General features: G+C 51.4%; 26 protein-coding genes. 16 read left to right on the plus strand and 10 right to left on the minus strand.

The features are described from left to right. The first annotated feature begins 24 nt into the window (after window positions 1-24). The 4 genes from ygfZ to KU854_RS07930 all read left to right on the plus strand — a co-directional run bounded on the left by ygfZ (window position 25) and on the right by KU854_RS07930 (window position 2,817). Entirely contained in the window at window positions 25-1,005 is a 981-nt protein-coding gene (gene ygfZ, locus KU854_RS07915; RefSeq protein ID WP_218357904.1) for a tRNA-modifying protein YgfZ, read from the plus strand. Beyond that, window positions 998-1,486, plus strand: coding sequence for an aminoacyl-tRNA deacylase (locus KU854_RS07920; protein WP_218357906.1), 489 nt, complete (start codon window positions 998-1,000; stop codon window positions 1,484-1,486). Before ygfZ ends, KU854_RS07920 begins: the two co-directional genes overlap by 8 nt. After that, window positions 1,483-2,418 carry a LysR family transcriptional regulator gene (locus KU854_RS07925; RefSeq protein ID WP_218357908.1) on the plus strand — a complete coding sequence of 312 codons (936 nt, stop codon included), beginning with the start codon at window positions 1,483-1,485 and terminating at the stop codon, window positions 2,416-2,418. The genes KU854_RS07920 and KU854_RS07925 overlap by 4 nt, the downstream gene beginning before the upstream one ends. A 195-nt stretch (window positions 2,419-2,613) precedes the next feature. Then, window positions 2,614-2,817, plus strand: coding sequence for a DUF1107 family protein (locus tag KU854_RS07930; protein WP_054779879.1), 204 nt, complete (start codon window positions 2,614-2,616; stop codon window positions 2,815-2,817). Between the two features lie 76 nt (window positions 2,818-2,893). Here the strand turns inward: KU854_RS07930 and KU854_RS07935 are convergent, their stop codons facing one another. From KU854_RS07935 to tkt, 7 genes are all read right to left on the minus strand, one after another. Further along, window positions 2,894-3,160 carry a glycine cleavage system protein H gene (locus KU854_RS07935; RefSeq protein ID WP_218357909.1) on the minus strand — a complete coding sequence of 89 codons (267 nt, stop codon included), beginning with the start codon at window positions 3,158-3,160 and terminating at the stop codon, window positions 2,894-2,896. Window positions 3,161-3,416: 256 nt separating this feature from the next. Further along, window positions 3,417-4,250: a small-conductance mechanosensitive channel MscS gene (gene mscS, locus KU854_RS07940; RefSeq protein WP_218357910.1), complete on the minus strand. Its 834-nt coding sequence runs from the start codon at window positions 4,248-4,250 to the stop codon at window positions 3,417-3,419. A 243-nt stretch (window positions 4,251-4,493) separates the two neighbouring features. Next, window positions 4,494-5,399 (minus strand): small-conductance mechanosensitive channel MscS, encoded by a 906-nt coding sequence (mscS, locus tag KU854_RS07945; RefSeq protein ID WP_218357911.1) that lies wholly within the window; start codon window positions 5,397-5,399, stop codon window positions 4,494-4,496. Between the two features lie 171 nt (window positions 5,400-5,570). Then, window positions 5,571-6,647: a class II fructose-bisphosphate aldolase gene (gene fbaA / locus KU854_RS07950; RefSeq protein WP_054779875.1), complete on the minus strand. Its 1,077-nt coding sequence runs from the start codon at window positions 6,645-6,647 to the stop codon at window positions 5,571-5,573. A gap of 225 nt (window positions 6,648-6,872) precedes the next feature. Next, window positions 6,873-8,036 carry a phosphoglycerate kinase gene (locus KU854_RS07955; RefSeq protein ID WP_054779874.1) on the minus strand — a complete coding sequence of 388 codons (1,164 nt, stop codon included), beginning with the start codon at window positions 8,034-8,036 and terminating at the stop codon, window positions 6,873-6,875. Window positions 8,037-8,106: 70 nt separating this feature from the next. Continuing rightward, the gene (epd, locus tag KU854_RS07960; protein ID WP_218357912.1) at window positions 8,107-9,135 is read right to left on the minus strand and encodes an erythrose-4-phosphate dehydrogenase; all 1,029 of its coding nucleotides are present in this window, start codon (window positions 9,133-9,135) and stop codon (window positions 8,107-8,109) included. Window positions 9,136-9,312: 177 nt separating this feature from the next. Continuing rightward, the gene (gene tkt / locus KU854_RS07965) at window positions 9,313-11,310 is read right to left on the minus strand and encodes a transketolase (protein ID WP_218357913.1); all 1,998 of its coding nucleotides are present in this window, start codon (window positions 11,308-11,310) and stop codon (window positions 9,313-9,315) included. 353 nt (window positions 11,311-11,663) lie between these two features. Here tkt and metK point away from each other — a divergent pair, with 353 nt between their 5' ends. The 10 genes from metK to ruvX all read left to right on the plus strand — a co-directional run bounded on the left by metK (window position 11,664) and on the right by ruvX (window position 20,923). After that, complete coding sequence (gene metK / locus KU854_RS07970) at window positions 11,664-12,818, plus strand: methionine adenosyltransferase (RefSeq protein WP_218357914.1); 1,155 nt, start codon at window positions 11,664-11,666, stop codon at window positions 12,816-12,818. Window positions 12,819-13,112: 294 nt separating this feature from the next. Further along, a complete protein-coding gene (locus tag KU854_RS07975) occupies window positions 13,113-15,074 on the plus strand; it encodes an oxidoreductase (RefSeq protein ID WP_218357915.1) in 1,962 nt (653 codons plus the stop codon). Window positions 15,075-15,085: 11 nt separating this feature from the next. Continuing rightward, on the plus strand, window positions 15,086-15,883 hold the full coding sequence (locus tag KU854_RS07980; protein ID WP_218357916.1) for a metal-dependent hydrolase: 798 nt from the start codon (window positions 15,086-15,088) through the stop codon (window positions 15,881-15,883). Then, a complete protein-coding gene (locus KU854_RS07985) occupies window positions 15,849-16,721 on the plus strand; it encodes an SDR family NAD(P)-dependent oxidoreductase (protein ID WP_218357917.1) in 873 nt (290 codons plus the stop codon). The genes KU854_RS07980 and KU854_RS07985 overlap by 35 nt, the downstream gene beginning before the upstream one ends. 37 nt (window positions 16,722-16,758) lie before the next feature. After that, window positions 16,759-17,202, plus strand: a complete 444-nt coding sequence (locus tag KU854_RS07990; protein ID WP_418885847.1) for a SprT family zinc-dependent metalloprotease — start codon at window positions 16,759-16,761, stop codon at window positions 17,200-17,202. Window positions 17,203-17,350: 148 nt separating this feature from the next. Then, entirely contained in the window at window positions 17,351-18,043 is a 693-nt protein-coding gene (endA, locus tag KU854_RS07995) for a deoxyribonuclease I (RefSeq protein WP_418885848.1), read from the plus strand. An 84-nt stretch (window positions 18,044-18,127) separates the two neighbouring features. Next, a complete protein-coding gene (rsmE, locus tag KU854_RS08000; RefSeq protein WP_054780568.1) occupies window positions 18,128-18,859 on the plus strand; it encodes a 16S rRNA (uracil(1498)-N(3))-methyltransferase in 732 nt (243 codons plus the stop codon). Between the two features lie 13 nt (window positions 18,860-18,872). Continuing rightward, window positions 18,873-19,820: a glutathione synthase gene (gene gshB / locus KU854_RS08005; protein ID WP_218357922.1), complete on the plus strand. Its 948-nt coding sequence runs from the start codon at window positions 18,873-18,875 to the stop codon at window positions 19,818-19,820. Between the two features lie 95 nt (window positions 19,821-19,915). After that, on the plus strand, window positions 19,916-20,482 hold the full coding sequence (locus KU854_RS08010) for a YqgE/AlgH family protein (protein WP_218357923.1): 567 nt from the start codon (window positions 19,916-19,918) through the stop codon (window positions 20,480-20,482). A gap of 9 nt (window positions 20,483-20,491) precedes the next feature. Next, window positions 20,492-20,923 carry a Holliday junction resolvase RuvX gene (gene ruvX, locus KU854_RS08015; RefSeq protein WP_218357924.1) on the plus strand — a complete coding sequence of 144 codons (432 nt, stop codon included), beginning with the start codon at window positions 20,492-20,494 and terminating at the stop codon, window positions 20,921-20,923. A gap of 18 nt (window positions 20,924-20,941) precedes the next feature. On the opposite strand, the gene KU854_RS08020 is transcribed toward ruvX, so the two are convergent. From KU854_RS08020 to KU854_RS08030, 3 genes are all read right to left on the minus strand, one after another. After that, on the minus strand, window positions 20,942-21,697 hold the full coding sequence (locus tag KU854_RS08020) for an EAL domain-containing protein (protein ID WP_255555473.1): 756 nt from the start codon (window positions 21,695-21,697) through the stop codon (window positions 20,942-20,944). 65 nt (window positions 21,698-21,762) lie between these two features. Continuing rightward, window positions 21,763-22,875 (minus strand): PilT/PilU family type 4a pilus ATPase, encoded by a 1,113-nt coding sequence (locus tag KU854_RS08025; protein ID WP_218358143.1) that lies wholly within the window; start codon window positions 22,873-22,875, stop codon window positions 21,763-21,765. A gap of 2 nt (window positions 22,876-22,877) precedes the next feature. Then, on the minus strand, window positions 22,878-23,915 hold the full coding sequence (locus tag KU854_RS08030) for a type IV pilus twitching motility protein PilT (protein WP_054780567.1): 1,038 nt from the start codon (window positions 23,913-23,915) through the stop codon (window positions 22,878-22,880). A 26-nt stretch (window positions 23,916-23,941) separates the two neighbouring features. On the opposite strand from KU854_RS08030, the gene KU854_RS08035 reads away from it, so the two are divergent. Together KU854_RS08035 and proC are read left to right on the plus strand one after the other, a co-directional pair. Next, the gene (locus tag KU854_RS08035; protein WP_054780566.1) at window positions 23,942-24,646 is read left to right on the plus strand and encodes a YggS family pyridoxal phosphate-dependent enzyme; all 705 of its coding nucleotides are present in this window, start codon (window positions 23,942-23,944) and stop codon (window positions 24,644-24,646) included. Window positions 24,647-24,700: 54 nt separating this feature from the next. Then, entirely contained in the window at window positions 24,701-25,519 is an 819-nt protein-coding gene (gene proC / locus KU854_RS08040; protein ID WP_218357925.1) for a pyrroline-5-carboxylate reductase, read from the plus strand. Window positions 25,520-25,528 lie beyond the last annotated feature (9 nt).

Raw genomic sequence — 25,528 nt, forward strand, 5'->3', positions numbered from 1 at the left:
CCTGATTTCTAAGCGAGAGACACCATGACAAACTGGTACCAAACACACGATTTTAATCGCCTTTCTTTGTCTTCGGACAGCACGCTGCCAGCCCTGTCCGTGATCGCACTGGATAACCTTGCGCTGGTGACAGCTGTCGGTCAGGACACGGTGCCATACCTGCAAGGCCAACTCACCTGCGATCTGGTATCGCTTGAGAAAACCCGCTCAACCCTGGCAGCCCATTGTGATGCCAAAGGTAAAGTGTGGTCCGCTATCCGCCTGTTTCACCATAATGATGGCGTTGCCTATGTACAGCCTGCTTCCGTGGCGGAAAAACAACTGACCGAGATAAAAAAATACGCGGTGTTCTCCAAAATCACCTTTACCCAGTCAGAGCAGGTTTTACTGGGTGTTGCCGGTGAGAAAGCCGACAACGCCGTGCAGTCTCGCTACATCGGTGATGGCGATGTCCGTGCGACACAAACTGGCACCGCCGTGCGTATTGAAGCCAACCGCTGGTTGCTGGCAATGGATGCGACAGAGGCTGACGCCCTTATTGCAGATCTTGGCGAGCGTGCGACCCTTTGCGATAACAGTGTCTGGCAGATGCTTGAACTTCGCGCTGCCATCCCGGCGGTTGAGCTGGTGAACACCAACGAATTTATCCCACAGGCCCTGAACCTGCAGGCGCTTGATGGTATCAGCTTTAAAAAAGGCTGCTATACCGGCCAGGAAACCGTGGCTCGCGCCAAATACCGTGGCATCAACAAACGTGCGACCTATCTGCTGCAAGGTGAAGCGGAACAGGCACCAAAAGCAGGCGATGTGTTTGACCGCAGCGTCGGTGATAACTGGCGCATGGGCGGCACAGTGCTGAGTGGCTACCGTTTTGATGACGGCCAGGCGCTGGCGCTGGTGGTACTGCCAAACAACCTGGAAGAAGATAGCCAGTTCCGTCTGGCCGATACCGAAGCGCTTTGGCACAAAGTTGACCTGCCATACAGTCTGGAAGACGATGCCTGAGTTAAACACCCCGATCATTGCGATGCTCCGTGACGCGGGCATCGCCTACCGTATACTGCCGCACCAAAATGCCGTCACGACGGTCATCGAGGCGGCAGCAGAGCGTGGTGTAGAGCCAGACCAACTGGTCAAATCCATGTTGCTGCGCGACATGGGCGGTCAACTGGCGCTGGCGTGTGTACCGGGCACTGAATCGGTCGACCCAAAAAAGGTACGCGCAGCACTGGGCTGTCGTCGGATGACCTGTGTCGACAGTCAGCATGTACAGAGCATTACCGGGTACTCACCCGGCATGGTAACGCCACTGTCAGTCATGGGAATGGTCCCCATCCTGTTTGACCCCAGCCTTGGTGATTTTGACTTTATCAACATCAGCAGCGGTTCACCGATGGCGGGCGTTGAGCTTCGCTATCAGGATTTGGTGGCTTTCTGCCAGCCGAGCGTGGTGGATATTCGGCGCGATGGGGAGTCAAAGGCGTGAAGCCAGTTAACTGGCGCGGCGTAGATCTTAACCTTTTGGTGGCCTTTGACGCCCTGATGGAAACCCGCAGCGTCACCCGCGCGGCAGAAAAGCTCTCTATTGGCCAGTCGGCCATGAGCCACAACCTGTCGCGCCTCCGTACCCTTCTTGACGATCCCTTGTTTCACCGCCAGGGCAATGAAATGCAGCCTACTGCACGCGCCTTTGAACTGGATCCCGTGATAGGCCAGTTACTGGACACTATTGCCATGGAGGTGCTGACGCCGGTTACCTTCGACCCGCAACAGTATGACGGCCCGGTGCGTATTGGTTTGACCGATTATGCCGAGCTGGTTTTCGCCCCTGTGCTGTTTGACGTATTTCGCGAGCAGGCACCGCAGTGCCAGTTAAGCTGCCGTCCGGTCGACAGGATCAACTACCGTGAAGCACTGAAAAACGATCATGTCGATGTCGTGTTGGGCGCGGTGGAGACCGAAGACCCGCTGTTTCTGATGGAAGATCTCTACACTGAACGTCACGTCTGCCTGTTTGACCCCGCCTCCACTGGACTGAAAGCACCCCTGACACTCGACGATTACACGCACACCCCTCATGCATTGGTCACCGTGGACGGTCAGCTGAGCAGCCCGGTGGATGCCACGCTTAAAGCGCTGGACTGCGACCGTCAGGTGGTGATGGGTTCGCAACGTTTTCTCACCGTCCGTCACCTTTTATCCGGCCGCAACCTACTGTGTACCGTTGCGGAACTGATGGCCAAACTGGATATGTTTAATGACCATCTCGCCATCAGCCCTACCCCGATAACGGTGAGCAATTTCGTTATCCGCCAGATCTGGCACAAGAAAAATGCCACCAGTGCAAAAAACCTTTGGATCCGACAGACCATTGACCGGACTGTGCGCCAGCAAGTGCAAGATTTACGTGCCAGATAATGGCCATAACTGCCTTATTTTCTGGATTGTGACAAACGCCAAAGTCATGCCCTTGCATCGCAGAAAATTCGGTTAAGTGTCTTGCATGTCACACTGCAGTCATACCTGCATCGCTATAATCGCGCCCGCCAAAACCGGAACAGGTTTCCGGTTTACGGAGTTGGCTAGATAACAAAATTAAAAAAGGAATTGCGAATGCGGATGTTTAATCGTTATGTCCCGACACTCATTGCGAAGCACGTTTACCGACTCTTCAGTGGACGCCTTCACATTGACGGCAAGGGGGATTTCGAATTTCATCAGGGAATGGTGCAGGCGCAATCAGATGCAGATATCGAACATTACCGCACGGTCAAAGAGATTAACTCCGAGATCCGCAAGCTTAAAGATATGCACTGATGATTCGGGGTCGGTTGACCCTAATACTTCGCTTGGCAAAAAACACCGCGTAGACCGCGGTGTTTTTTTATGCCGATTACTCTTCTTCTTCGTCGAGCGTGTCCTGATAAGCTTCCGCATCCAGCAGCTCATCCAGCTCATCTGCATCCTTGATACGGATCTGGAACAGCCAGCCATCACCGGCGTCAACTGTGTCACCCACCTCCGGCAGGTCAACAAACACCATGTCGCCCAGCATAGCCTGAGCGTGGTCAGAAATACCGACGGTATACACATTGTCACCTTCAGGCCTCACCCATTCATGGGAGGTGGTGAATTTCAGCTCAGATGGGATATTGCTCATAAATCAGGTTCCTTCTCAATACATGCAGCCGACGCACAAAGAACATTTAGGGGTGCGCATTACATCCGTAAGGCAAATTAGGAAAGCCTTTGCGACTTCGCAAGTAAAATCACCCCACAAGAAGCAATTGTTTTAACTCGATCATGCCTTTCCGTTAAGCCCAATATTTCAGCGAATTTATGGCCGGTTTTTTTCCATACAAACAAAAACGCCAACGACACTTTCAGCATCGTTGGCGCTTGGATAAGACGGGGAGTTAACCGTCTACTTTGTTCAGATGCACATCCATTTGTGGGAATGGGATCTCGATGCCTTCGCTGTCCAGCGCCTCTTTAATGGCCTGCAACAAGTCAAAGTAAACCGCCCAGTAATCCGCGGTACGCACCCACGGGCGAACCACCAGATTGACTGACGAATCCGCCAACGCTACCACACCAATGGTTGGTGCCGGAGTAGTGAGCAGACGCGTTTCTTTTTCCAAAACACCTGCCAGCACTTCTTTGGTCTTTTTCAGATCGGCTTTGTAGGAAACACCGATAACAAAATCAATACGACGGGTATCGTGACGGGAGTAGTTGGTGATTGGGCTTGAGATGATCGCACCGTTTGGTACGACAACCATTTTATTGTCCGGCGTTTTCAGGACGGTAGAGAAGATCTGGATGGAGTCCACAGATCCTGCTACACCCGCCACCTCTACATAGTCACCCGATTTAAACGGACGGAAGGCAACAATCAGCACGCCGGCTGCGAAGTTAGAAAGCGAACCTTGCAACGCAAGGCCAACTGCCAAACCGGCCGCACCAATAACCGCCACTACAGAAGCGGTTTGTACGCCAAGGCGTCCCAACGCTGCAATGAGCACGATAACGAACAAAAGATAGCGAACAAAAGTATGAATAAAATCAACAACGGCGTTGTCGAGTTGCTTCTTGCGCAGCACTTTCGCTACGCCATTGGCGATAGCTTTGACCACCCAGTTACCGATGATCAGAATAAGAAGCGCGGAGATGACATTAACTGCGTATTGAAGCAGCAAATCCTGGTTTCCATTAAACCAGTTCAAGGCTTCATTGGTTGCATTTTCCATTTGCGATGTCCTTGGAGTTGAGACTTAGAATTAATCTTCCTGAGATTTGACAGCTTACATCTCTTTGGTTGGGCTTATCCACTCAGAGAAAAATCAGAGCAGAGTTTACAGTTTAAGCGGCAAAAAAAAGTGTCTCAAATATAAAACGCAAATACTCTTCTCACTTTCAGTAGGTCGCGCGCAGACATAAAAAAACCCTGCCTTTCGACAGGGTTTCACGCTTAACCTTGAGAAGTCTGGCGTTTACGCTACCTGCTTGTTCTCTTCAGCAACCACTGCTTTGGCAACAGCACTATGGTAGTGAACATCCATTTGTGGGAATGGGATCTCAATTCCTTCCTGATCCAGTCCTTCTTTGATCGCTTGCATCAGGTCGAAATAGGCTGGCCAGTAGTCTTCAGTTTTCACCCAAGGACGAACCACAAAGTTGACCGATGAGTCTGCCAGCGCAAGTACACCTACTGTCGGCTCTGGATCTGGCAGCACGCGCGCATCGGCTTTTACGATGCGGGTCAGTACTTCTTTCGTCTTTTGCAGATCAGACTTGTAAGACACGCCAATCACAAAGTCGATACGACGGGTGTCGTGACGTGAGAAGTTGGTGATTGGGCTTGAAATAACCGTGCCGTTTGGTACGACAACCATCTTGTTGTCTGTGGTTTTCAGGACGGTTGAGAAGATCTGGATAGATTCAACCAGACCTGCCACGCCTGCCACTTCAACATAGTCACCAGATTTGAACGGACGGAAGGTCACGATCAGCACGCCCGCGGCAAAGTTAGACAGTGAGCCTTGCAGTGCCAGACCAATCGCCAGACCCGCCGCACCAATCACCGCAACGATAGATGCCGTTTCAACGCCCACACGACCCAGTGCTGCAATCAGCACAATGGCAAACATCACATAGCGAACCATGTTCTCGATAAAATCGACCACGGTCTGATCCAGGTTGCGCTTTTTCAGCACAACCGCCACAGATCCCGCCACTTTCTTCACCAGCCAATTACCCACCAGCAAGATCACAAGGGCAGTCACGATGTTGACTGAATATTGAATCATCAGTTCCTGGTTGGAGGACAGCCAGGTCATTGCTTTACTGGCAGTGCTTTCAACCGCTGCTACAGCCTCGACAGCATTTTGTTCGATCATCTACTTCTCTCTTTCAAAAACACCGAACCACCTCAAGAGACTCAATCACCCACAGGCAATTTTTCTTGAAGTGGCTCAGACATGAAATGGCCAAATCGCGCCATAAAAAAACCCGCTAAATTTAGCGGGTTTCGTCACGTTTTTTAACTGATTTTTCAGCAGAAGCTGAAATTACAGTACGTCGATCGCGTTAAGATCTTTGAACGCTTGCTCAAGACGCGCAACCATAGACTCTTGACCAGCACGCAGCCATACGCGTGGATCGTAGTATTTCTTGTTAGGCGCTGCTTCACCGGTAGGGTTACCGATTTGGCCTTGCAGGAAGTCGTGGTTCTTCGCTTCGTACTGACGGATACCATCCCAAGTCGCCCACTGAGTGTCAGTGTCGATGTTCATCTTGATTACGCCGTAAGAGATAGACTCTTTGATTTCTGCTTCGCTTGAACCAGAACCGCCGTGGAATACGAAGTTCAGTGCGTTAGACGCGATACCGAATTTCTCAGCACAGTATGCTTGAGAGTCACGCAGAATGGTTGGAGTCAGTACAACGTTACCTGCTTGGTAAACACCGTGTACGTTACCGAAAGATGCTGCGATAGTGAAACGGTGGCTGATTGGGCTCAGTTTCTCGTAAGCGTATGCAACGTCTTCTGGAGAAGTGTACAGCTCAGAAGAGTCCATGTCAGAATTGTCAACGCCGTCTTCTTCACCGCCAGTACAGCCCAGTTCGAATTCCAGAGTCATGCCCATCTTTTCCATGCGCGCCAGGTACTTCGCACAGATTTCGATGTTTTCTTCCAGAGACTCTTCAGACAGGTCGATCATGTGAGAAGAGAACAGTGGCTTACCAGTTTGCGCGAAGTACTCTTCACCCGCGTCCAGCAGACCGTCGATCCATGGCAGCAGTTTCATTGCAGCGTGGTCAGTGTGCAGGATTACTGGCACACCGTAAGCTTCAGCGATAGCGTGAACGTATTTCGCACCCGCGATTGCGCCTTTGATTTGTGCTTCCTGACCTTCCAGTTTCAGACCTTTACCAGCGAAGAAAGCTGCACCGCCGTTAGAGAACTGAACCACTACTGGAGCTTTAACTTTAGCAGCAGCTTCCAGAACAGCGTTGATAGAGTCAGTGTTTACCACGTTTACCGCTGGCAGAGCGAAGTTGTGCTCTTTAGCAATTTCAAACACTTTCTGAACGTCGTCACCAGAGATAACGCCAGGTTTTACGAAATCAAAAACTTTAGACATAACAATAGTCCTATTTACTCTGTTGTCTTGAGTGAAATCCTATTCAAGCTGGCTGCATAACCGGCCAACTCAAAGCAATTCGGCAAACGTTTGCGAACAGTGCTGCGCATTGTACCCAAACGTGAAACCAAACACATTATTTTTGTATCTGGTTTTTTCGGCTCACTCCTAGATTTTCTCAGGCAGTGGCCATAAAAAACGGGGGCAAAAACCCCCGTCTAACAATTACGCTTTTGCGCGAGTTTCCAGCATTTCTACTGCAGGCAGTACTTTACCTTCAACGAACTCAAGGAATGCGCCGCCACCGGTAGAGATGTAAGAAACGTCAGCTTTGATACCGAACTTGTCGATAGCTGCCAGCGTGTCACCACCACCTGCAACAGAGAAGCCTTCAGAAGCTGCAATCGCTTCAGAGATACCTTTAGTACCTGCTTCGAAGTTCTTGAATTCGAATACGCCAACTGGGCCGTTCCACAGGATGGTTTTCGCACCCTTCAGGATTTCTGCCAGCGCAGCAGTAGAGTCAGGACCCAGGTCGAAGATCATGTCGTCGTCCTGAACTTCAGAAACGTGTTTGATTTCCGCTTCTGCGTTTTCGTCGAATGCTTTTGCACATGCAACGTCAGTCGCTACTGGAATCGCACACTCTTCCATCAGTTTCTTCGCAGTATCAACCAGGTCAGCTTCGTACAGAGACTTACCAACGTTGTGGCCTGCAGCCGCGATGAAGGTGTTTGCGATACCACCGCCAACAACCAGTTGGTCAGCGATTTTTGACAGAGACTCAAGAACAGTCAGTTTGGTAGAAACTTTAGAACCACCAACGATTGCAACCATTGGGCGCGCTGGATTGTCCATTGCTTTGCCCAGTGCTTCCAGTTCGTTCGCCAGCAGAGGACCTGCACATGCGATTGGTGCAAACACACCCACACCGTAGGTAGATGCTTGTGCGCGGTGCGCAGTACCGAATGCGTCCATAACAAACACGTCACACAGTGCAGCGTATTTCTTAGACAGCTCGTCTTCGTTTTTCTTTTCGCCTTTGTTGAAACGAACGTTTTCCAGAACAACCAGCTCACCTGCGTTCAGCTCCAGGCCGTCCAGGTAGTCTTTTGCCAGTTTAACGTCACAATCCAGTGCGTCGTTCAGGTAGTTCACAACAGGCTGCAGAGAGAATTCTTCAGCGTACTCGCCTTCTGTCGGACGACCCAGGTGAGAAGTAACCATCACTTTCGCGCCAGCTTCCAGGCAGTGTTTGATGGTTGGCAGAGACGCCAGAATACGCGCGTCAGAAGTCACTTTACCGTCTTTTACTGGTACGTTCAGATCGGCACGGATAAATACGCGTTTGCCAGCCAGATCCAGATCGGTCATTTTGATTACAGACATTTTCGTCCTCTCTCTAAGTTGCAAAAATCAAAAAATTTGCTTTGGCTTTAATTACTTCAAAGCCCGTGACTCAAGCCTTCGAGTCACCAGAAACAGTTGCCATGGCCAACGCTGTATCCAGCATGCGGTTGGCAAATCCCCACTCGTTGTCACACCACACCAGCATCTTCACCAGATTGTGGTTACTGACCCGGGTCTGTGAGCCATCGACAATGGCACTGTGGGGATCATGGTTAAAGTCAATCGAGACAAGCGGTGCCTCGGTATAGTCGACAATGCCGCTCAATGTACACCGAGCTGCCTCCTCGAGTGATTGATTTACGTCATTAACTTTCACTTTTGTGTTAACTGTGACACTCAAATCCATTGCAGTGACGTTAATTGTTGGAACTCTAACCGAAATCGCCTCAAATTTGTCAGAAAATTTCGGAAAGATTCTTCCAATTCCCAAATGTAATTTGGTGTCAACAGGAATAATTGACTGACTCGCTGCGCGAGTGCGTCTCAAATCTGAGTGATAGGCGTCAATCACCTGCTGGTCATTCATGGAAGAGTGAATGGTTGTGATGGTACCCGACTCAATCCCGAACTGTTCATCCAGCACCTTAATCACAGGTACGATGCAGTTGGTGGTACAGGAACCATTGGACACAATGCGGTCGGAAGGTTTGAGGGTCTCTTCGTTCACACCAAAGATAATGGTGTTATCGAGGTCATTACTGCCAGGGTGGGAAAAGAGTACTTTTTTGGCACCGGCATCAAGATGCGCCTGACCGTGTTCACGGCTGCCAAACACACCCGTGCAATCCAGTACGATATCAACGTCCAAATCGCGCCACGGCAACAGGTTGATATCACTAAGATGAAGGATGCGGATCTTGTCGTCGCCAACAAACAGGTTTTCCTGGCTGTTGGTGACTTTCTTGAAAAAGCGCCCGTGGCTGGAATCGTATTGCAGCAGATGCGCCATGGCATCAGGTTCTGCTAACTCATTGACCGCAACCACTTCTATCTGGTCACGCTTGTCACTTTCATACAGCGCACGGAGCACACTGCGGCCGATGCGGCCAAATCCGTTGATTGCGACGCGTAGTGCCATATCCCTGCCGTCAAACCTTGAACGTTATGAAGAAATGCGGCGGACAGTCTATCTCAAGCACGTGAATTTCGCACGTGGAATGTGACCCCGCTCCCGCACGAATTTGTGAACGAGACAAATGCCGTACCAAAAAGAAAACCCGCCGGATGGCGGGTTTTGTATTTGAAGCTGTTTGGCTTATGCCAGCAGTTCTTTCGCTGTTTCAACCACGTTTTCAGTGGTGAAGCCGAACATCTTGAACAGCTGGTCAGCAGGCGCTGATTCACCAAAGGTGGTCATGCCGATGATGCGGCCATCAAAGCCAACATACTTGTACCAGAAGTCTGCAATGCCCGCTTCGATAGCGATACGTGCTGTCACGTCTGATGGCAGAACCGCTTCACGGTACGCGGCATCTTGCTTGTCGAAGGTGTCAGTCGATGGGATAGACACCACGCGAACCGCTTTACCTTCTGCAGTCAGTTGTGCTGCTGCTTCTACCGCCAGTTCAACTTCTGAACCGGTGGCGATCAGGATAAGCTCTGGCTTGCCTGCGCAATCTTTCAGGATGTAACCACCCTTGGCGATGTCAGCCACTTGCTCAGCGGTACGATCTTGTTGTGCCAGGTTCTGACGCGAGAAAATCAGCGACGTTGGGCCGTCTTTGCGCTCAATCGCCAGTTTCCAAGCAACTGCAGATTCAACCTGGTCACATGGACGCCATGTGCTCATGTTTGGTGTCAGACGCAATGACGCGATTTGCTCAACCGGCTGGTGCGTCGGGCCGTCTTCACCCAGACCGATAGAGTCGTGAGTGTAAACCTGAATGTTCTGCACTTTCATCAGTGCTGCCATACGCATCGCGTTACGTGCATATTCCATGAACATCAGGAAGGTCGCACCGTATGGGACGAAACCACCGTGCAGGGCGATACCGTTGATGATCGCGGTCATACCGAACTCGCGCACACCGTAGTGGATGTAGTTGCCAGATGCATCTTCACCGGTCAGGGCTTTTGAGCCAGACCACATGGTCAGGTTTGAAGGTGCCAGGTCAGCTGAGCCACCCATGAATTCAGGCAGCATCTTACCGAACGCTTCCAGCGCGTTTTGTGATGCTTTACGTGACGCAATGTTCGCTGGGTTGGCTTGCAGATCAGCGATGATTTGGTTCGCTTTCTCTTCCCACTCAGCTGGCAGCTCGCCGTTTACGCGACGTTTGAATTCTGCAGCCAGCTCAGGGTGTGCAGCTTCGTACGCAGCCAGTTTCTCGTTCCACGCGGCTTCTTTTTCAGCACCCGCAGCCTTGGCATCCCATGCGCTGTAAACGTCAGCAGGGATTTCAAATGCAGGGTGTTCCCAACCCAGGAATTCACGCGCTGCTTTGATTTCGTCTGCGCCCAGTGGTGCGCCGTGACAGTCGTGTGAGCCCGCTTTGTTTGGTGAGCCGAAACCGATGATGGTTTTGGTACAAATCAGGGTAGGACGGCCTGTTTCTGCTTTCGCCGCTTCAATCGCTGCGTTGATTGCTTCCGCGTCGTGACCGTCTACTGCCGGGATAACATGCCAGCCGTAAGATTCGAAACGCTTCGGCGTGTCGTCGGTGAACCAGCCTTCAACGTGACCGTCGATAGAGATGCCGTTGTCATCCCAGAATGCGATCAGTTTGCCCAGACCCAGGGTACCTGCCAATGAACATGCTTCGTGGGAGATACCTTCCATCAGACAGCCATCGCCCAGGAACACGTAAGTGTTGTGGTCAACGATATCGTGGCCGTCGCGGTTGAACTGTGCAGCCAGTGCTTTTTCCGCAATCGCCATACCCACTGCGTTGGTGATGCCCTGACCCAGAGGACCGGTCGTGGTCTCTACGCCTGGTGCATAGCCGTACTCAGGGTGACCCGGGGTTTTAGAATGCAGCTGACGGAAGTTTTTCAGATCGTCGATAGACAGATCGTAACCGGTCAGGTGCAGCAGGGAGTAAATCAGCATAGAGCCGTGACCGTTAGACAGCACGAAGCGGTCGCGGTCTGCCCACGCAGGGTTCTGCGGGTTGTGGTTCATATGGTCGCGCCACAGCACTTCGGCGATGTCCGCCATGCCCATTGGGGCACCTGGGTGACCAGAGTTAGCTTGTTGTACACCGTCCATGCTGAGTGCACGGATCGCGTTGGCTAAAACCTTGCGAGAAGACATGTCTGCTCCTGAGATCGATAGACGTTTTGAGTTATAGGCAATCCGGCACAATACTATTAATGAGACAGCCAGATTGCTGAATGAGGCGGGCGGGTATTGTCGCAAGACTCCGGCGGCTCTGCAAACGTTTTACTTGGCTGATTTTAAGGGGATCTGTCCATTTTTCCCCCTAACGTGCTGCATCTGTTTGTAAAGCTTGAAAGCCAGACGCAAACGTTTCCGGAGAAAGTCGGACAAACTGTACGGTTGATTTATGCAATTCCCCACGTAGAATAGACGTCCAGATGGAAAAGCATCTACACATTTAAACGTACATACGTATCAACCCAATTACACAATGCTAGGGATAAGACATGGCAAAGCACCTGTTTACTTCTGAATCAGTATCAGAAGGTCATCCAGATAAAATTGCAGATCAAATTTCAGACGCAGTTCTTGACGCCATTCTGAAGCAAGATCCAAAAGCACGCGTAGCGTGTGAAACTTACGTAAAAACCGGCATGGTAATGGTAGGTGGTGAAATCACTACCTCCGCGTGGGTTGATATTGAAGAGCTGACACGCCAAACCGTTCGTGAAATCGGCTATGTGCACTCAGACATGGGTTTCGACGCTGACTCTTGTGCGGTTCTGAACACCATCGGTAAGCAATCGCCAGACATCAACCAAGGCGTTGATAAAGCTGATCCTAAAGAGCAGGGCGCTGGCGACCAGGGCATCATGTTCGGTTACGCATGTAACGAAACCGAAGTGCTGATGCCTGCACCAATCACTTACGCACACCGTCTGATGCAGCGTCAGGCTGAAGTTCGTAAGAACGGCACCCTTCCTTGGCTACGTCCGGATGCAAAATCTCAGGTGACCTTCCAGTACGATCAAGGCAAGATTGTGGGCATTGATGCGGTAGTACTGTCTACCCAGCATTGCGACACCATCTCTACGTCTGATCTGCGTGAAGCGGTAATGGAAGAAATCATCAAGCCTGTTCTGCCTTCAGAGTGGCTGAACAAGGATACCAACTACTTCATCAACCCAACCGGCCGTTTTGTGATCGGCGGCCCAATGGGTGACTGTGGTCTGACTGGCCGTAAGATTATCGTAGATACCTACGGCGGCGCAGCGCGTCACGGTGGTGGTGCATTCTCTGGTAAAGATCCATCGAAAGTTGACCGCTCTGCGGCATACGCAGCTCGTTACGTGGCAAAGAACATTGTTGCTGCGGGCTTGGCAGACCGCTGTGAGATCCAACTGTCTTACGCTATCGGCGTCGCAGATCCAACGTCTATCATGGTAGAAACCTTCGGTACCGAGAAAGTGTCTCACGACATCATTATCGAAGCGGTTCGCCAGCACTTTGACCTGCGCCCATACGGTCTGCAAGAAATGCTGAACCTGCTGCAACCTATCTACCAGAAGACCGCAGCATACGGTCACTTCGGTCGCGAAGAATTCCCTTGGGAAAAAACCGACAAAGTGGCGGCACTGCGCGATTTCGCTAACATCAAATAAGCGAACGGATAGAATGCGTTTTAAACAAAGGAGCCTTAAGGCTCCTTTGTTGATCTTGCTTCCAATCCTTGCCCTCTTATTTTCGTTTACTCCAATCTCATCGAAGTTTGACTCCACACTTCTTCTTAAATAACAGCGCTATACCCTCCCCCTGCAGTGCATCCAATAACTAATACACAAGCCCTATTCTAATTGGCGATAACATAGTCCCTAGTTGTCCAGCTTTCTGTATGAGTCAGGCAGTAGGAGCTCAGCCACAGATAAGCGCATCGTCAAAGATTAAGGAAGGATCCTATGACGGAGCTGCTTGAACGCCCCTTGTCATTGCCATGCGGTTTAATACTGAAAAACCGACTGATTAAAACAGCCACTGCCGAAGGTTTATCCGACACTGATGGTCGCCCAACTGCGCCGCTGCTGCGCCTTTACCGTCAATGGTCGACGAGTGGTACTGCTGCAATAATAACCGGCAATATCCATGTTGACAGAAACCACCGTGAACAGTGGCGATCACTGGTGATTGAGAGCCATTCTCAGACCGGTCGTTTCCAGCGTCTGACTCACACCGTACAACAGCATGGCTGTGCTCTATTTGCCCAACTCAACCATGGTGGCCCGCAAACCCCCAACGATATCCATCATCATCCCTTTGCGCCAAGTGAGTATGCGCCGCCCTGGTATTTTCTTGACTACAACCCCTCACAAGCCATGAATGAGAACGACATTGAGGATGTTATTGACCGATTCGTCTCAGCTGCTTGCTTTTGTGAGGCCTCGGGGTTTTCCGGCGTACAGATACATGCAGCACATGGTTATTTACTGAGTGCCTTTCTTTCTCCTGCAACGAACCTGCGCAACGATCAATGGGGGGGCAGCGCGCAAAACCGAGCAAGACTACTTATACGCATCTTGCGCAACATCAAAGCCCTGACAAGCTCGACCTTTGCTGTAGGCATCAAACTCAACTGCCGGGATTTCATCAAAGGGGGAACCTCCCCAAAAGTTTGCGCCCAAACCGTTTCTCTGCTCTGTGAAGCCGGCGCAGACTTTATTGAAATCAGTGGTGGCAGCTACCTCAACATGGCCATGTCGGGTCAAAATAATCGTTCTCAGGGCGCATACTTTTCCCAATACCTGCCACTCATCCGACAACATTGCTCCGTACCCTTGATGCTCACTGGCGGCATTCGCGATATGGATACCATCAATCAGCTTCTGTCCCAACAAGGAGCAGATCTGATTGGCATGGCAAGGCCTTTCTGCCTGCTGGATAGCCCATTGGAGGCACTCAAATCCGGCTTGGTGCTTCCTGGACACCCTCCTTTCTCCACAAGGACGCTGGGGTATACATGTCGGAAACTCATACCTTCACTCAATACGCTGGATCATTACCGCGAACAAGGATGGTTTGCCGACACCCTGCGCTGCCTTGGAGATAGGCAACCCCACTTGTCACCACTGTCCCCCAATCAGGCACTGGCAGCGTTTTACCACCGTGAAGACCAGCACAGACGCAAAGCGCCACAAAAAAAACTCAATGCCTATTGGGGCGGGAGAATTGTTGAGTCCATTGCTAACACCGCACTGGTGATCCCTGTCAGCGCTTTTGAACAATTCTTTTGCGATGTCCTCAGACAATGCCAGGCCACACAGCAAAACTCCCAGCTAGAAGATGAATTTGAGGTCGCACTCACTCACTTGATTGAAGAAGAAGCTGCTCATTCTGCGAAACACAACGACATGAACCAAAGGCTGGATGAGATGGGCTATCCCGTCAGACAGTTGGAGCGTCAGATAGAAAAGCACCTGAATGCACTGCGGAAAAAGCCGCTGGATTATCAAGCCGCCTATGTCGCCGCCGCGGAAGCGCAAATTGCAGAAGTCAGTAAACGCATCCTTAGTAATCACAAGCTCTATCAGGATATGTATCCACCTTGGCGACAATTTCTGGTTGACCATGCAAGTGATGAGATAGCACATCAATGGGTCAGCGAAGCATTGATCGAAAAAATGCAGGTATCGCGGTGGACGCAGCTGAAAGCCACCCTCGACTTCAACCTCTACTCACTGTTAAAGCTTCGCTATGGTGTCTGGACGCTTTGCAGGAGCCGACATTTTTCCTTAGTAAAAAGCCTGCATATCGCCTTCAGTGTTGAATGGCTGCTGTGGAGCGGGAAGCAACCCTTAGGTATGGCCTGGCTCAAAGGTGCTGCGGGCGCATTGGCACTGACACCAAAAGTCAAATCTCAGTCTTAGGAGGGAATCATATGAATTCAGAAGAAGCCTTAGCATTGCCCGACGACAGATATTGGGCTGGCGGCCATGGTCGCTATAACACCTACATTTTGACTGCCCTGTTAGCAACTGTGCCTGCATTCGAGCGTTTCTTATGCCGAACCATGGAAACCTACCTCGAGTCAGACAAAGTGACCGAGAGTGGCCGACGGTTTGCGAATCAACTTCGCGTCGAAGAGGTGGAGCATATTGAAGAACATGACAGGGTATTCAATGCACTGACAGCATTGGGTTACCCGGTGGAAGACATCGCCAAAGACACACAGGCATGGCTTGATGAAGCCCTCGCCTCTCCGCTCAATACACGCATGGCTTATGTCGCCCTTGGCGAATACAACATTTCCAATGCCTGTCGGGGCATTTTACGTGGTCACCCAATGTACGAAGGCGGTCATCGACCCTGGCTTGATTATCAGCTTCAACATGCCAAAGAAGAAGTGTCCCACTACTCTCTCTCACTGGCGATTTGCCAACAGCTTAAAATCCCGAAATGGACCTTCTTCCGCGCTTATGTGAAATATTCCCGCAAAGGCACCTGGGCGTTTATTTCTGCTATCAAACACATTCATCGTAATGAAGGCTGTCCATTAAGCGACAGAGTCAAATTCTGGTTCTATTGGTACCGTACCCAGTACTTTGCTAAAAATCCGGTGTTTCTTGAAGTGACAGCAAAGTCGATCCTGATCTTCAAAGAAGTCTACAAAAATCCTGAAATGCAAAACTGGGCGGAACAACATGTCGAAAGCGCCAAAGGCAAATATGGACTCTAGCGGTTCTGTCATCCTTATCAGTGGCGGTGCCTCAGGAATTGGGCTTGCCGTGGCAGGATATTTTCTTTCACAAGGATGGATTGTGGTGACGCTGGACCGCAACATGCGTGAAACCAGTGACAGCGGACGGGATATTCATTTTCAGGGAGATATCAGAAGTCCAGAGTTTCTGACTCAATCCCTATTTGAAATAGCCCGCCAGTCGCTCAACATCAACATTGTCTTTGCCAATGTCGGCACGTCAGCCGCCGGCGCTTTTGAGGACATTCCGTGGCAGAAACATCAGGAAATTCTTGATACTAACCTCCGTTCGACATTGGCGCTGACGCACCTTGTCCTTCCTCTTTTATCCGTAGACAGCCAGCCATTGATCATCTACACCACCTCGGTTGCAGTCCTGCACGGTGTGCCGCAGATGGCGAGTTACAGCGCGACAAAGGCGGCTATTCACGCCTTTGCAGAGGCCTTACAGGTAGAGCAGGCACCTAATGGCATCCGGGTCACGACACTGCTGCTTGGTAAGTTCGATACGCCAGCGAAAAATAAAATTCGCCTCTGGCAAGCCAACGGTACCGTGCGGAAATGGGGCGGTTTCCGCCTCCCCGGAAAGGCTGAGCAACAAGCCTATAACCAGGAACAATCTGCGGAGATCGTCGGTCCTGCATTAATGCGGTATTATCTTTCGGGACGACAGGGAATGATATGCCTGCCCCCATCCCTTTCGTTCTACTATCGAACCAGTCGTTTGATACCTCAGGTGATGAAAAACTTCTATCACCGGTACTTTCGCCTGAACAAAACCCAACAGGAAAACACCAAAACGCTAAACCATGAATGAACTGGAATACCAAGTCACCAAAGCAGTTGCACAATGTATGACCCGTGCAGGTAACTATTTCCAATGCACCTTCCCTCACCCTCAAGTGCTGTTCAATCAAAGGGGAAAGTCGGCGGGTACTGCCCGCTTGCAAACCTGGCAACTGCGATTCAATCCGGTGTTGTTGAGCGAAAACCCGCAAGCCTTTTTGAATGAAGTGGTTCCCCATGAAGTGAGCCACCTTGTGGTTTACGAGCGCTTTGGCCGTGTTAGGCCACACGGAAAAGAGTGGCAGGCCGTGATGTCGCAGGTGTTTGGAGTGACCCCCAAAACTACCCACAGCTTTGATGTCAGCTCTGTTCAGGGAAAAACCTTCACCTATCAGTGTGGCTGCGATGAGATCCCGCTTTCCGTCAGGCGCCACAACAAGGTACAGCGCGAACAGGTGAAATACGTCTGCCGTCGCTGCAAGCAACCTCTGGTTTACCGGCCGACACCCTGATTTCAGCCCAAAACTCTCAAATCTGCATCGATTACTGATAACCGATTAAATTAGCACCGCTTTATAGAGAAACCACTCGCACTTTTCTGCAATAATTAGCTCACATAATTCCAATAACGAGCGCTAACATTCCATGAAAATTCGCTTGATGCTGCTGTCAGCCTTGCTGCTGCCTTTTCTGGCCTCCGCGGCTGAGCATCCCCAGTCCTTCAGTAAAGCCAAACGCGTCGCCCAGAAAATCTACCGCGATGCCCCAACCTCTTTTTATTGCGGCTGCGACATTACCTGGCAGGGCAAGAAAGGCATTCCCGACCTGGAAGCCTGCGGCTACAACGTCAGGAAACAGAAAAATCGCGCCAGTCGCATCGAGTGGGAACATGTGGTTCCGGCATGGCAATTTGGCCACCAGCGCCAGTGCTGGCAGGATGGCGGACGCAAAAACTGCACGCGTAAAGATGTCGCCTTCAAGCTGATGGAAGCGGATCTGCACAATCTGGTTCCTGCCATTGGTGAGGTAAACGGTGACCGCTCTAACTTCCGTTTTTCCCAGTGGAACGGACCGGATGGTGCCTACTACGGACGCTGTGAAGCCAAAGTGAACTTCAAGCAGCGCGTGTTCGAACCGCCTGCGCAAAGCCGCGGCGCCATTGCCCGTACCTACAAGTACATGCACGAGCGTTACGATTTGCGTCTAGCATCGGCGCAGAAAAAGCTGATGGATGCCTGGGACAAAACCTATCCGGTCACGGCATGGGAATGCGAGCGAGACCGCCGTATTGCCCGCGAGCAAGGTAACCACAACCCCTTTGTGCAAGCTTCCTGCGATATCGCCGGTCTGTAATACCATCTATCCCGTCTAGGACTACAGCCAATGGACAGCAGCGTGATACACTGCTGCCCATTGTTATCCAGTCATGAAAGCACCATGCGTATTCCAAGAATTTTTCATCCTGAACTGCTGCCAGACAACGGCCGCGTTGCCCTGAGCGAAGAAGCCGCCAACCATGTTGGCCGTGTACTGCGTATGCAAACCGGTCAGGAAGTGCTGCTGTTTGACGGCAGCGGTGCTGAGTTTCCGGCAGTGATCGCCGAGTCTGGCAAGAAGTCTGTCACTGTGGATATTGCTGAGCGCGTAGAGCGCAGCATCGAATCCCCACTGGATTTGCATTTGGGTCAGGTGATCAGCCGTGGCGACAAGATGGAGTTCACTATCCAGAAATCGGTCGAACTGGGGGTCAATGTCATCACTCCGCTGATTTCTGAGCGTTGTGGCGTGAAACTCAACGCAGAGCGTTTCGACAAGAAACTGCAGCAGTGGCAGAAAATTGCGATTGCCGCCTGTGAGCAGTGTGGCCGTAATATCGTGCCGGAAATCCGCCCTGTAATGTCACTGGACGCCTGGATGCAGGAAGAATTCGACGGGCTGAAGCTGAACCTTCACCCGCGTGCAAAATACTCAATCAACACCCTGCCGACCCCGGTTAACCGCGTGCGTCTGCTGATTGGCCCGGAAGGCGGCCTGTCATCGGAAGAAATCGCCCGCAGCCGTGAGATCGGTTTTGAGGAAACACTTTTAGGGCCGCGTGTACTGCGCACTGAAACCGCAGCACTGACGGCAATCACTGCTCTGCAGGTCCGTTTTGGCGATCTGGGTTAATAAGGACAATTCAATGATCAAACTGGGCGTAGTGATGGATCCTATCGAGTCCATCAATATCAAAAAAGACTCTTCCTTTGCCATGATGCTGGAAGCACAAAAACGTGGCTGGGAAATTCACTACATGCAGATGAACGACCTGTCACTCGAGCAGGGCAAAGCGCTGGCACGTACCCAAATCGTGAAACTGGAACAAAACCCGGAGAAGTGGTTTGAGGTAGTGAGCGAGCAGGAAATTGCACTGGCTGATCTCGATGCCGTCCTGATGCGTAAAGATCCTCCGTTTGATACTGAATACATTTACGCGACCTACATTCTGGAACGCGCAGAGGTAGAAGGCTGCCTTATCGTCAACAAACCGCAAAGCCTACGTGACTGTAACGAAAAGCTGTTCACCGCTTGGTTCCCGGAGTGGACGCCTACCACCTTGGTGACTCGCCGCGCTGAGCAAATTAAAGCGTTCCAGGAAAAGCATGGCGATGTGATCCTCAAGCCTCTGGATGGCATGGGCGGCTCGTCTATTTTCCGCGTTAAGAAAGGCGACCCAAACCTGTCGGTGATCATCGAAACCCTGACCAACCTTGGCACCAACTACTGCATGGCACAGACCTTTGTGCCGGATATCAGCAACGGTGACAAACGCATTCTGGTGGTCGATGGCGAACCGATGCCTTACTGTCTGGCGCGTATCCCTGCTAAAGGGGAAACCCGCGGTAACCTAGCCGCAGGCGGTCGCGGCGAAGCGCGTCCATTGTCTGAAACCGACTGGGAGATTGCCCGCGCGGTAGCGCCAACGCTGAAAGAGAAAGGGCTGATTTTTGTTGGTCTTGACGTTATCGGCGACAAATTGACTGAAATAAATGTCACCAGCCCGACTTGTATTCGCGAGATTGAGGCCGCATTTGATATCAATATCAGCGGAAAACTGATGGATGCGATTGAAGCACGCCTGAATCAATAACCGCCAAAAATCCGGACGAAACCTGTCGTCCGGATCTGACTTTCTCCGGCTTACTGCTCATACTGAAAGTAAGCACATAGCAAATGAAGGACACGATGAATTTAAAAAATCATTTCCTGGTGGCAATGCCCGGCATGGTGGATGATCGCTTTAAACACAGCGTCGTCTATATGTGCGAACACAACGAAGATGGCGCAATGGGGTTGATGATCAACCAGCCCATCAATATCTCCGTTGAAAAGATGTTGGAGCAAATTGAGCTAGATCGCGAGCAGGTTGTCATCACCCACCCAGTCAGCCTGTCTCAGCCTGTGCTGTTTGGCGGTCCAGTTTCTGAAGACCGCGGCTTTGTGCTTCACAAACACAAGAAGCTGTTCGGCTCCAGTATCCAGCTGTCTGACGACCTTACCGTGACCACTTCCAAAGATATCCTCAGCATTCTCGGTACCAATGAAGAGCCCGAGCAGTTTCTGGTTGCGCTTGGCTATGCCGGATGGGATGCGGGACAACTTGAACAGGAACTGGCTGACAACAGCTGGCTGACCATAGAAGCAGATCCGGCGGTTATCTTTGATACCCCGATCAACGAGCGCTGGGAAAAAGCCCTCAAACAGATTGGCATTGACGCCATCAACCTGTCGTCCGATATCGGGCACGCATAAGAGTTTTTCATGAGTAACATCCAATCTGTGCTGGGTTTTGACTACGGCACCAAAAGTATTGGTGTGGCCATTGGCCAGGCCATTACTGGCACTGCACGCCCACTCAAAGCCCTGAAAGCCAAAGACGGCATCCCAAGCTGGGACGCAATTGAAGCCATATTGAAAGAGTGGAGACCGGATCTGGTCGTGGTCGGCCTGCCACTGGATCTCCACGGTGGAGAGCTGGAAGCCATCACCCCACGCGCCCGTAAATTTGCCAACCGTCTCAAGGGGCGTTTTGGTGTGAATGTGGAACTGCACGACGAGCGCCTCACGACGGCAGAAGCCCGTTCATCCCTGTTTGAATACGGCGGCTACAAAGCGCTGGGCAAAGGGGAAATCGACAGCCAGTCGGCGGTGATTATTGTCGAAAGCTGGTTCGAGAACCAATACGGCGAGTAATTCGTTCAGACCTCAGTATTAAAACACACTGAGGTCTACAACTGGCAATTTCTCCAATTCGGGTTTGGCAAACAGATACCCTTGAAAGATATCAATCCCCATCGCCCTGAGACAATCAAGCTCAGCACGGGTTTCTATCCCTTCTGCTACCACAATGCATCCCAACTCTCTCAGCATACGCACTGAGTTACTGACAATGATTTGATGCTTCCTACTCGCATTGATGTTGCGGATGAGTCCCATATCCAGTTTGACAATATTGGGCTCGAGGTCTGCCAGAATATTCAATCCAGAAAAGCCCGCGCCAAAGTCATCTAGAGCAACTGTGAATCCCTGCGACTTATAGTATTCAAGGATGTTGTTCAGGTGCTCATGGTCATGCACCTGTTCAACCTCAGTGACTTCAAACATGATTTTGTCGATGGGAAAACCTACCCGCTTGGCTTCCTCAAGCGTGGTACGGATACACCGCTTGGGTTGATACACAGCATTGGGAAGAAAGTTGATGCTCAGCTTTTTTGTCATCCCTAGCTTAGCAGCCAGTGAAATCGCTTTGACACGGCTGGTTTGATCAAACAGATACCGGTTTCCTTCATGTACCTGCTTTATCACCGAATAGGCTGATTCTCCGTTTATACCGCGCGCCAAAGCCTCATAGGCAAACACGTCTTTGTTTTTTAAATCAACAATAGGCTGGAATGCCATCGTGAAGTCGAAACCCAGGGATTTCGTGTTCTGGCATTGTTGGCAAGGTGCGGTGGTTTTATCTTCCATGCTCGCTGAATCAAAAATGAAGACAGTGTCTACTTAGCGTAGTCACTGTCTTAAGTTTCAGCGAGTTAAGATTCGATGGTGACGTTTTCCAGTGACAAAGCTCCGGAAGTCTGCTCTGCCATTTTCATCATCAGCTTGAGATCGTTGCGGGAATCTGCATGGTGAAGTGCCTCGTCCTGAGACACTTTGCCTGCCCGGTACAGTTCGAACAAGGACTGGTCAAAGGTACACATCCCCGCATTCCTGCCCTTGCGGATACTTTCTTTCAGCTCATGCAATTCTCCGCGGCGGATAAGATCCGACACATGGGAAGTGTTTAACAGTAGCTCATACGCACCGTGACGGCCGACGCCACTGACATCCGGCACGAGTTGCTGCGCCAGGATGCCACGCAGATTAAGTGACAAATCAAACAGGAACTGTTCGCGACGCTCTTTCGGCACCAGGTGGAGAATACGCTCCAGCGCCTGGTTGGCGTTGTTAGCGTGAAGGGTAGCAATACAGAGATGGCCGGTTTCCGCAAACTGCATGGCGTACTCCATGGTTTCACGGGTACGGATCTCTCCGATCATGATCATATCCGGCGCCTGACGCAAAGAGTTCTTCAGCGCCGTTTCATAGCTTTCCGTATCAATCCCAATCTCACGCTGGGTGACAATACACTTGTCATGTGGGTGGATAAATTCAATCGGATCTTCCACGGTCAGGATATGGCCACTACGGTGCGAATTACGGTAACCGACCATCGCCGCCATGGAAGTAGATTTACCCGATCCCGTCGCACCAACAATCAGTACCAGACCGCGTTTGGCAATCGATAGGTCCTGGATCACATCCGGCAGCCTTAGTGAATGGAGATCCGGGATCTGGGTTTCAATCCGTCGCAGTACCATCCCCGGCAGATCCCGCTGCCAGAAAGCACTGACACGGAAACGACCATTGTCGGTCACCAGCGCAAAGTTGGCTTCACGCTCAATGTCGAACTTTTGCCGCGCTTCTGCGTCCATTGCCTGCGCAACAAGCGCGTTCGCGCCCTCGATGGTCAGGGTATCGCCCACGGGTTTCAGGCTGCCATCGACGCGTAACATGCACGGCGCCCCTACCGTGATATAACAGTCAGATGCACGTTGGCTCAGCATCTGGTCAAGAAGTTCAAAAAGGGTGTGCTGTCCTTGCATCATCAGAATCCCATACCGCCGTTGTCGAGTGCTTTTGCCGCTTCTGTACTGTCGATAATGCCCTGCATCATCAAGTTGCGCAGAGATTGCTCCATGGTCACCATACCCATGCTGGAGCCGGTCTGAATCATGGAATACATCTGGGCGATTTTGTCTTCGCGGATAAGGTTGCGGATAGCCGGGGTGGCAATCATCACCTCATGCGCTGCCACGCGCCCGCCGGTGACCTGCTTGACAAGCTTTTGCGAGACAACCACTCGCAGCGATTCTGACAACATAGAACGCACCATAGGCTTATCAGCGCCCGGGAATACATCAATGATACGGTCAATCGTTTTTGCTGCGCTGGAGGTGTGCAGGGTGCCAAACACAAGATGGCCGGTTTCTGCCGCTGTCAGAGCAAGGCTGATGGTTTCCTTGTCACGCAACTCCCCCACCAGAATAACATCCGGGTCTTCACGTAAAGCTGAGCGCAGGGCATTGTTGAACGAATGGGTATCACGGTGCACTTCACGCTGGTTGACCAGACAACATTTCTGCTCGTGAACAAACTCAATCGGGTCTTCAATGGTCAGTATGTGGCGGTGCTGCTCGGTATTGATTTTGTCAATCATCGCCGCGAGCGTGGTGGATTTACCTGAACCTGTCGGGCCAGTCACCAGCACCAGGCCTTTCTGGTATTGGGTGAACTGTTCAAATGCCTTCGGTGCCTGAATTGCTTCAAGCGTCGGAATTTTGGTAGGAATGCTTCTAAATACGGCCGCACAGCCGCGGGACTGGTGAAAGGCATTGACACGGAAGCGGCCAACCGATGCCAGTTCAAAGGAAAAGTCCACTTCAAGGTTTTGCTCAAACTCGCGCTGCTGGGCATCGTTCATAATATCAAAGACAAGACGGTGCACCGCATTGTGATCGAGCGGTGGCAAGCTAAGCTTTCGGACATCACCATCTACACGTACCATCGGCGGAACACCCGCGGAAAGATGTAGATCTGAAGCATTATGCTTTACACTAAAGTCCAGTAATTCAGTAATATCCATTAACCCGTTTCCTCGCAGAATCAAACATGTGTAGTATCAGACAAAACCTAGAGCAGGTCACCAGCCAAATAGACAGTGCCGCACAAAAATGCGGGAGAGACGCCTCTGGCGTGCAATTGTTGGCGGTGAGCAAAACCAAACCGATTGAAGCCATCGCAGAAGCGGTCGCCGCAGGGCAAACCCGTTTTGGCGAAAACTATGTGCAGGAAGGCGTTGAGAAAATCACCCACTTCCGCGCACACCACCCTGAACTGGAATGGCACTTCATCGGCCCAATCCAATCCAATAAAACCCGTCCGGTTGCCGAGCACTTTGACTGGGTGCACTCTGTCGATCGCAGTAAAATCGCCAAACGCCTCAGCGAACAACGGCCAGATTCATTGCCGCCACTTCAGGTGCTTATCCAGGTCAACACCAGTGGTGAAGAGAGCAAATCCGGCACCGGGTTTGACGATGTCAAAACGCTGGCAGCAGAAATTGATGCCATGCCAAACCTGACTCTTCGTGGCTTGATGTGCATTCCCCAGCCAGAAGACGATCACCAGAAGCAACTGGCTGCATTTGCTCCGCTGTCGGCCCTGTTCAAGGAAATGCAGGCAACTCGGCCGGCATTTGACACCCTATCGATGGGCATGAGCGGTGACATGGATGCTGCCATTGCTTCCGGCAGCACCATGGTACGCATTGGCACCGCGATTTTCGGTGCACGCGATTACAGCAAACGCACCTGACCCAACATTTATTGCTGGCAGCATTTGGCGGCCAAAGCACAGGAAAACAATGTGATGGAACAACGCACTATTGCCTTTATCGGCGCAGGAAATATGGCTCATGCAATCATTGCTGGGCTGGTGAAAGCAGGCTACCCCGCTCCAAAAATCACTGCCGTCAACCGCACCCCGGAAAAAAGCGCGGCGCTGCGCGACGCTTTCGGCATCCAGGCCAATGAAGATGTTATCAACAGCGCCAAACAGGCGGACGTCGTGGTACTGGGCGTAAAACCTCAAGGCATGGCAGAGCTACTTGCATCCATGCAGGAAATTGACTGGTCAGGCAAACTGGTCATTTCTATCGCTGCGGGTATTTCGGTTGCTCGCCTGAGTGAAATGGCAGGCGCACCGCTCAATCTGGTGCGTGTGATGCCAAACACACCGTCGCTGGTTGGTGAAGGCATGAGCGGCCTTTTTGCGCCAGACTCAGTATCAGAAGCAGACCGCCAGTTTGCCGGCGACCTGCTCGGTGCGGTCGGTAAAGTGTGCTGGGTCAGTGAAGAATCCGGTATCAACAGCATCATCGCTGCGGCTGGTAGCGCCCCTGCCTATTTCTTCCTGTTTATGGAAGCGATGCAAAAAGAAGCAGAGCGTCAGGGCTTTGATAAACAAACCGCGCGAGAAGTTGTCCAGCAGGCTGCGCTCGGCGCAGCTAAAATGGTGGTTGCCAACCCGGACATTGAACTGGCAACCTTAAAGGAACAGGTAACATCCAAAGGCGGTACAACTGCCGAAGCAATGAACGTATTCAATAACAACCAGCTCTCAGAGACAGTGGCTGAAGCCATGCAAGCGGCGGTGCGCCGTGCTGAAGAGATGGAATCGCTATTTTAGGGCTAATCT

It is taken from the genome of Enterovibrio paralichthyis, from assembly GCF_019209835.1.
Lineage (GTDB): Bacteria > Pseudomonadota > Gammaproteobacteria > Enterobacterales > Vibrionaceae > Enterovibrio > Enterovibrio paralichthyis.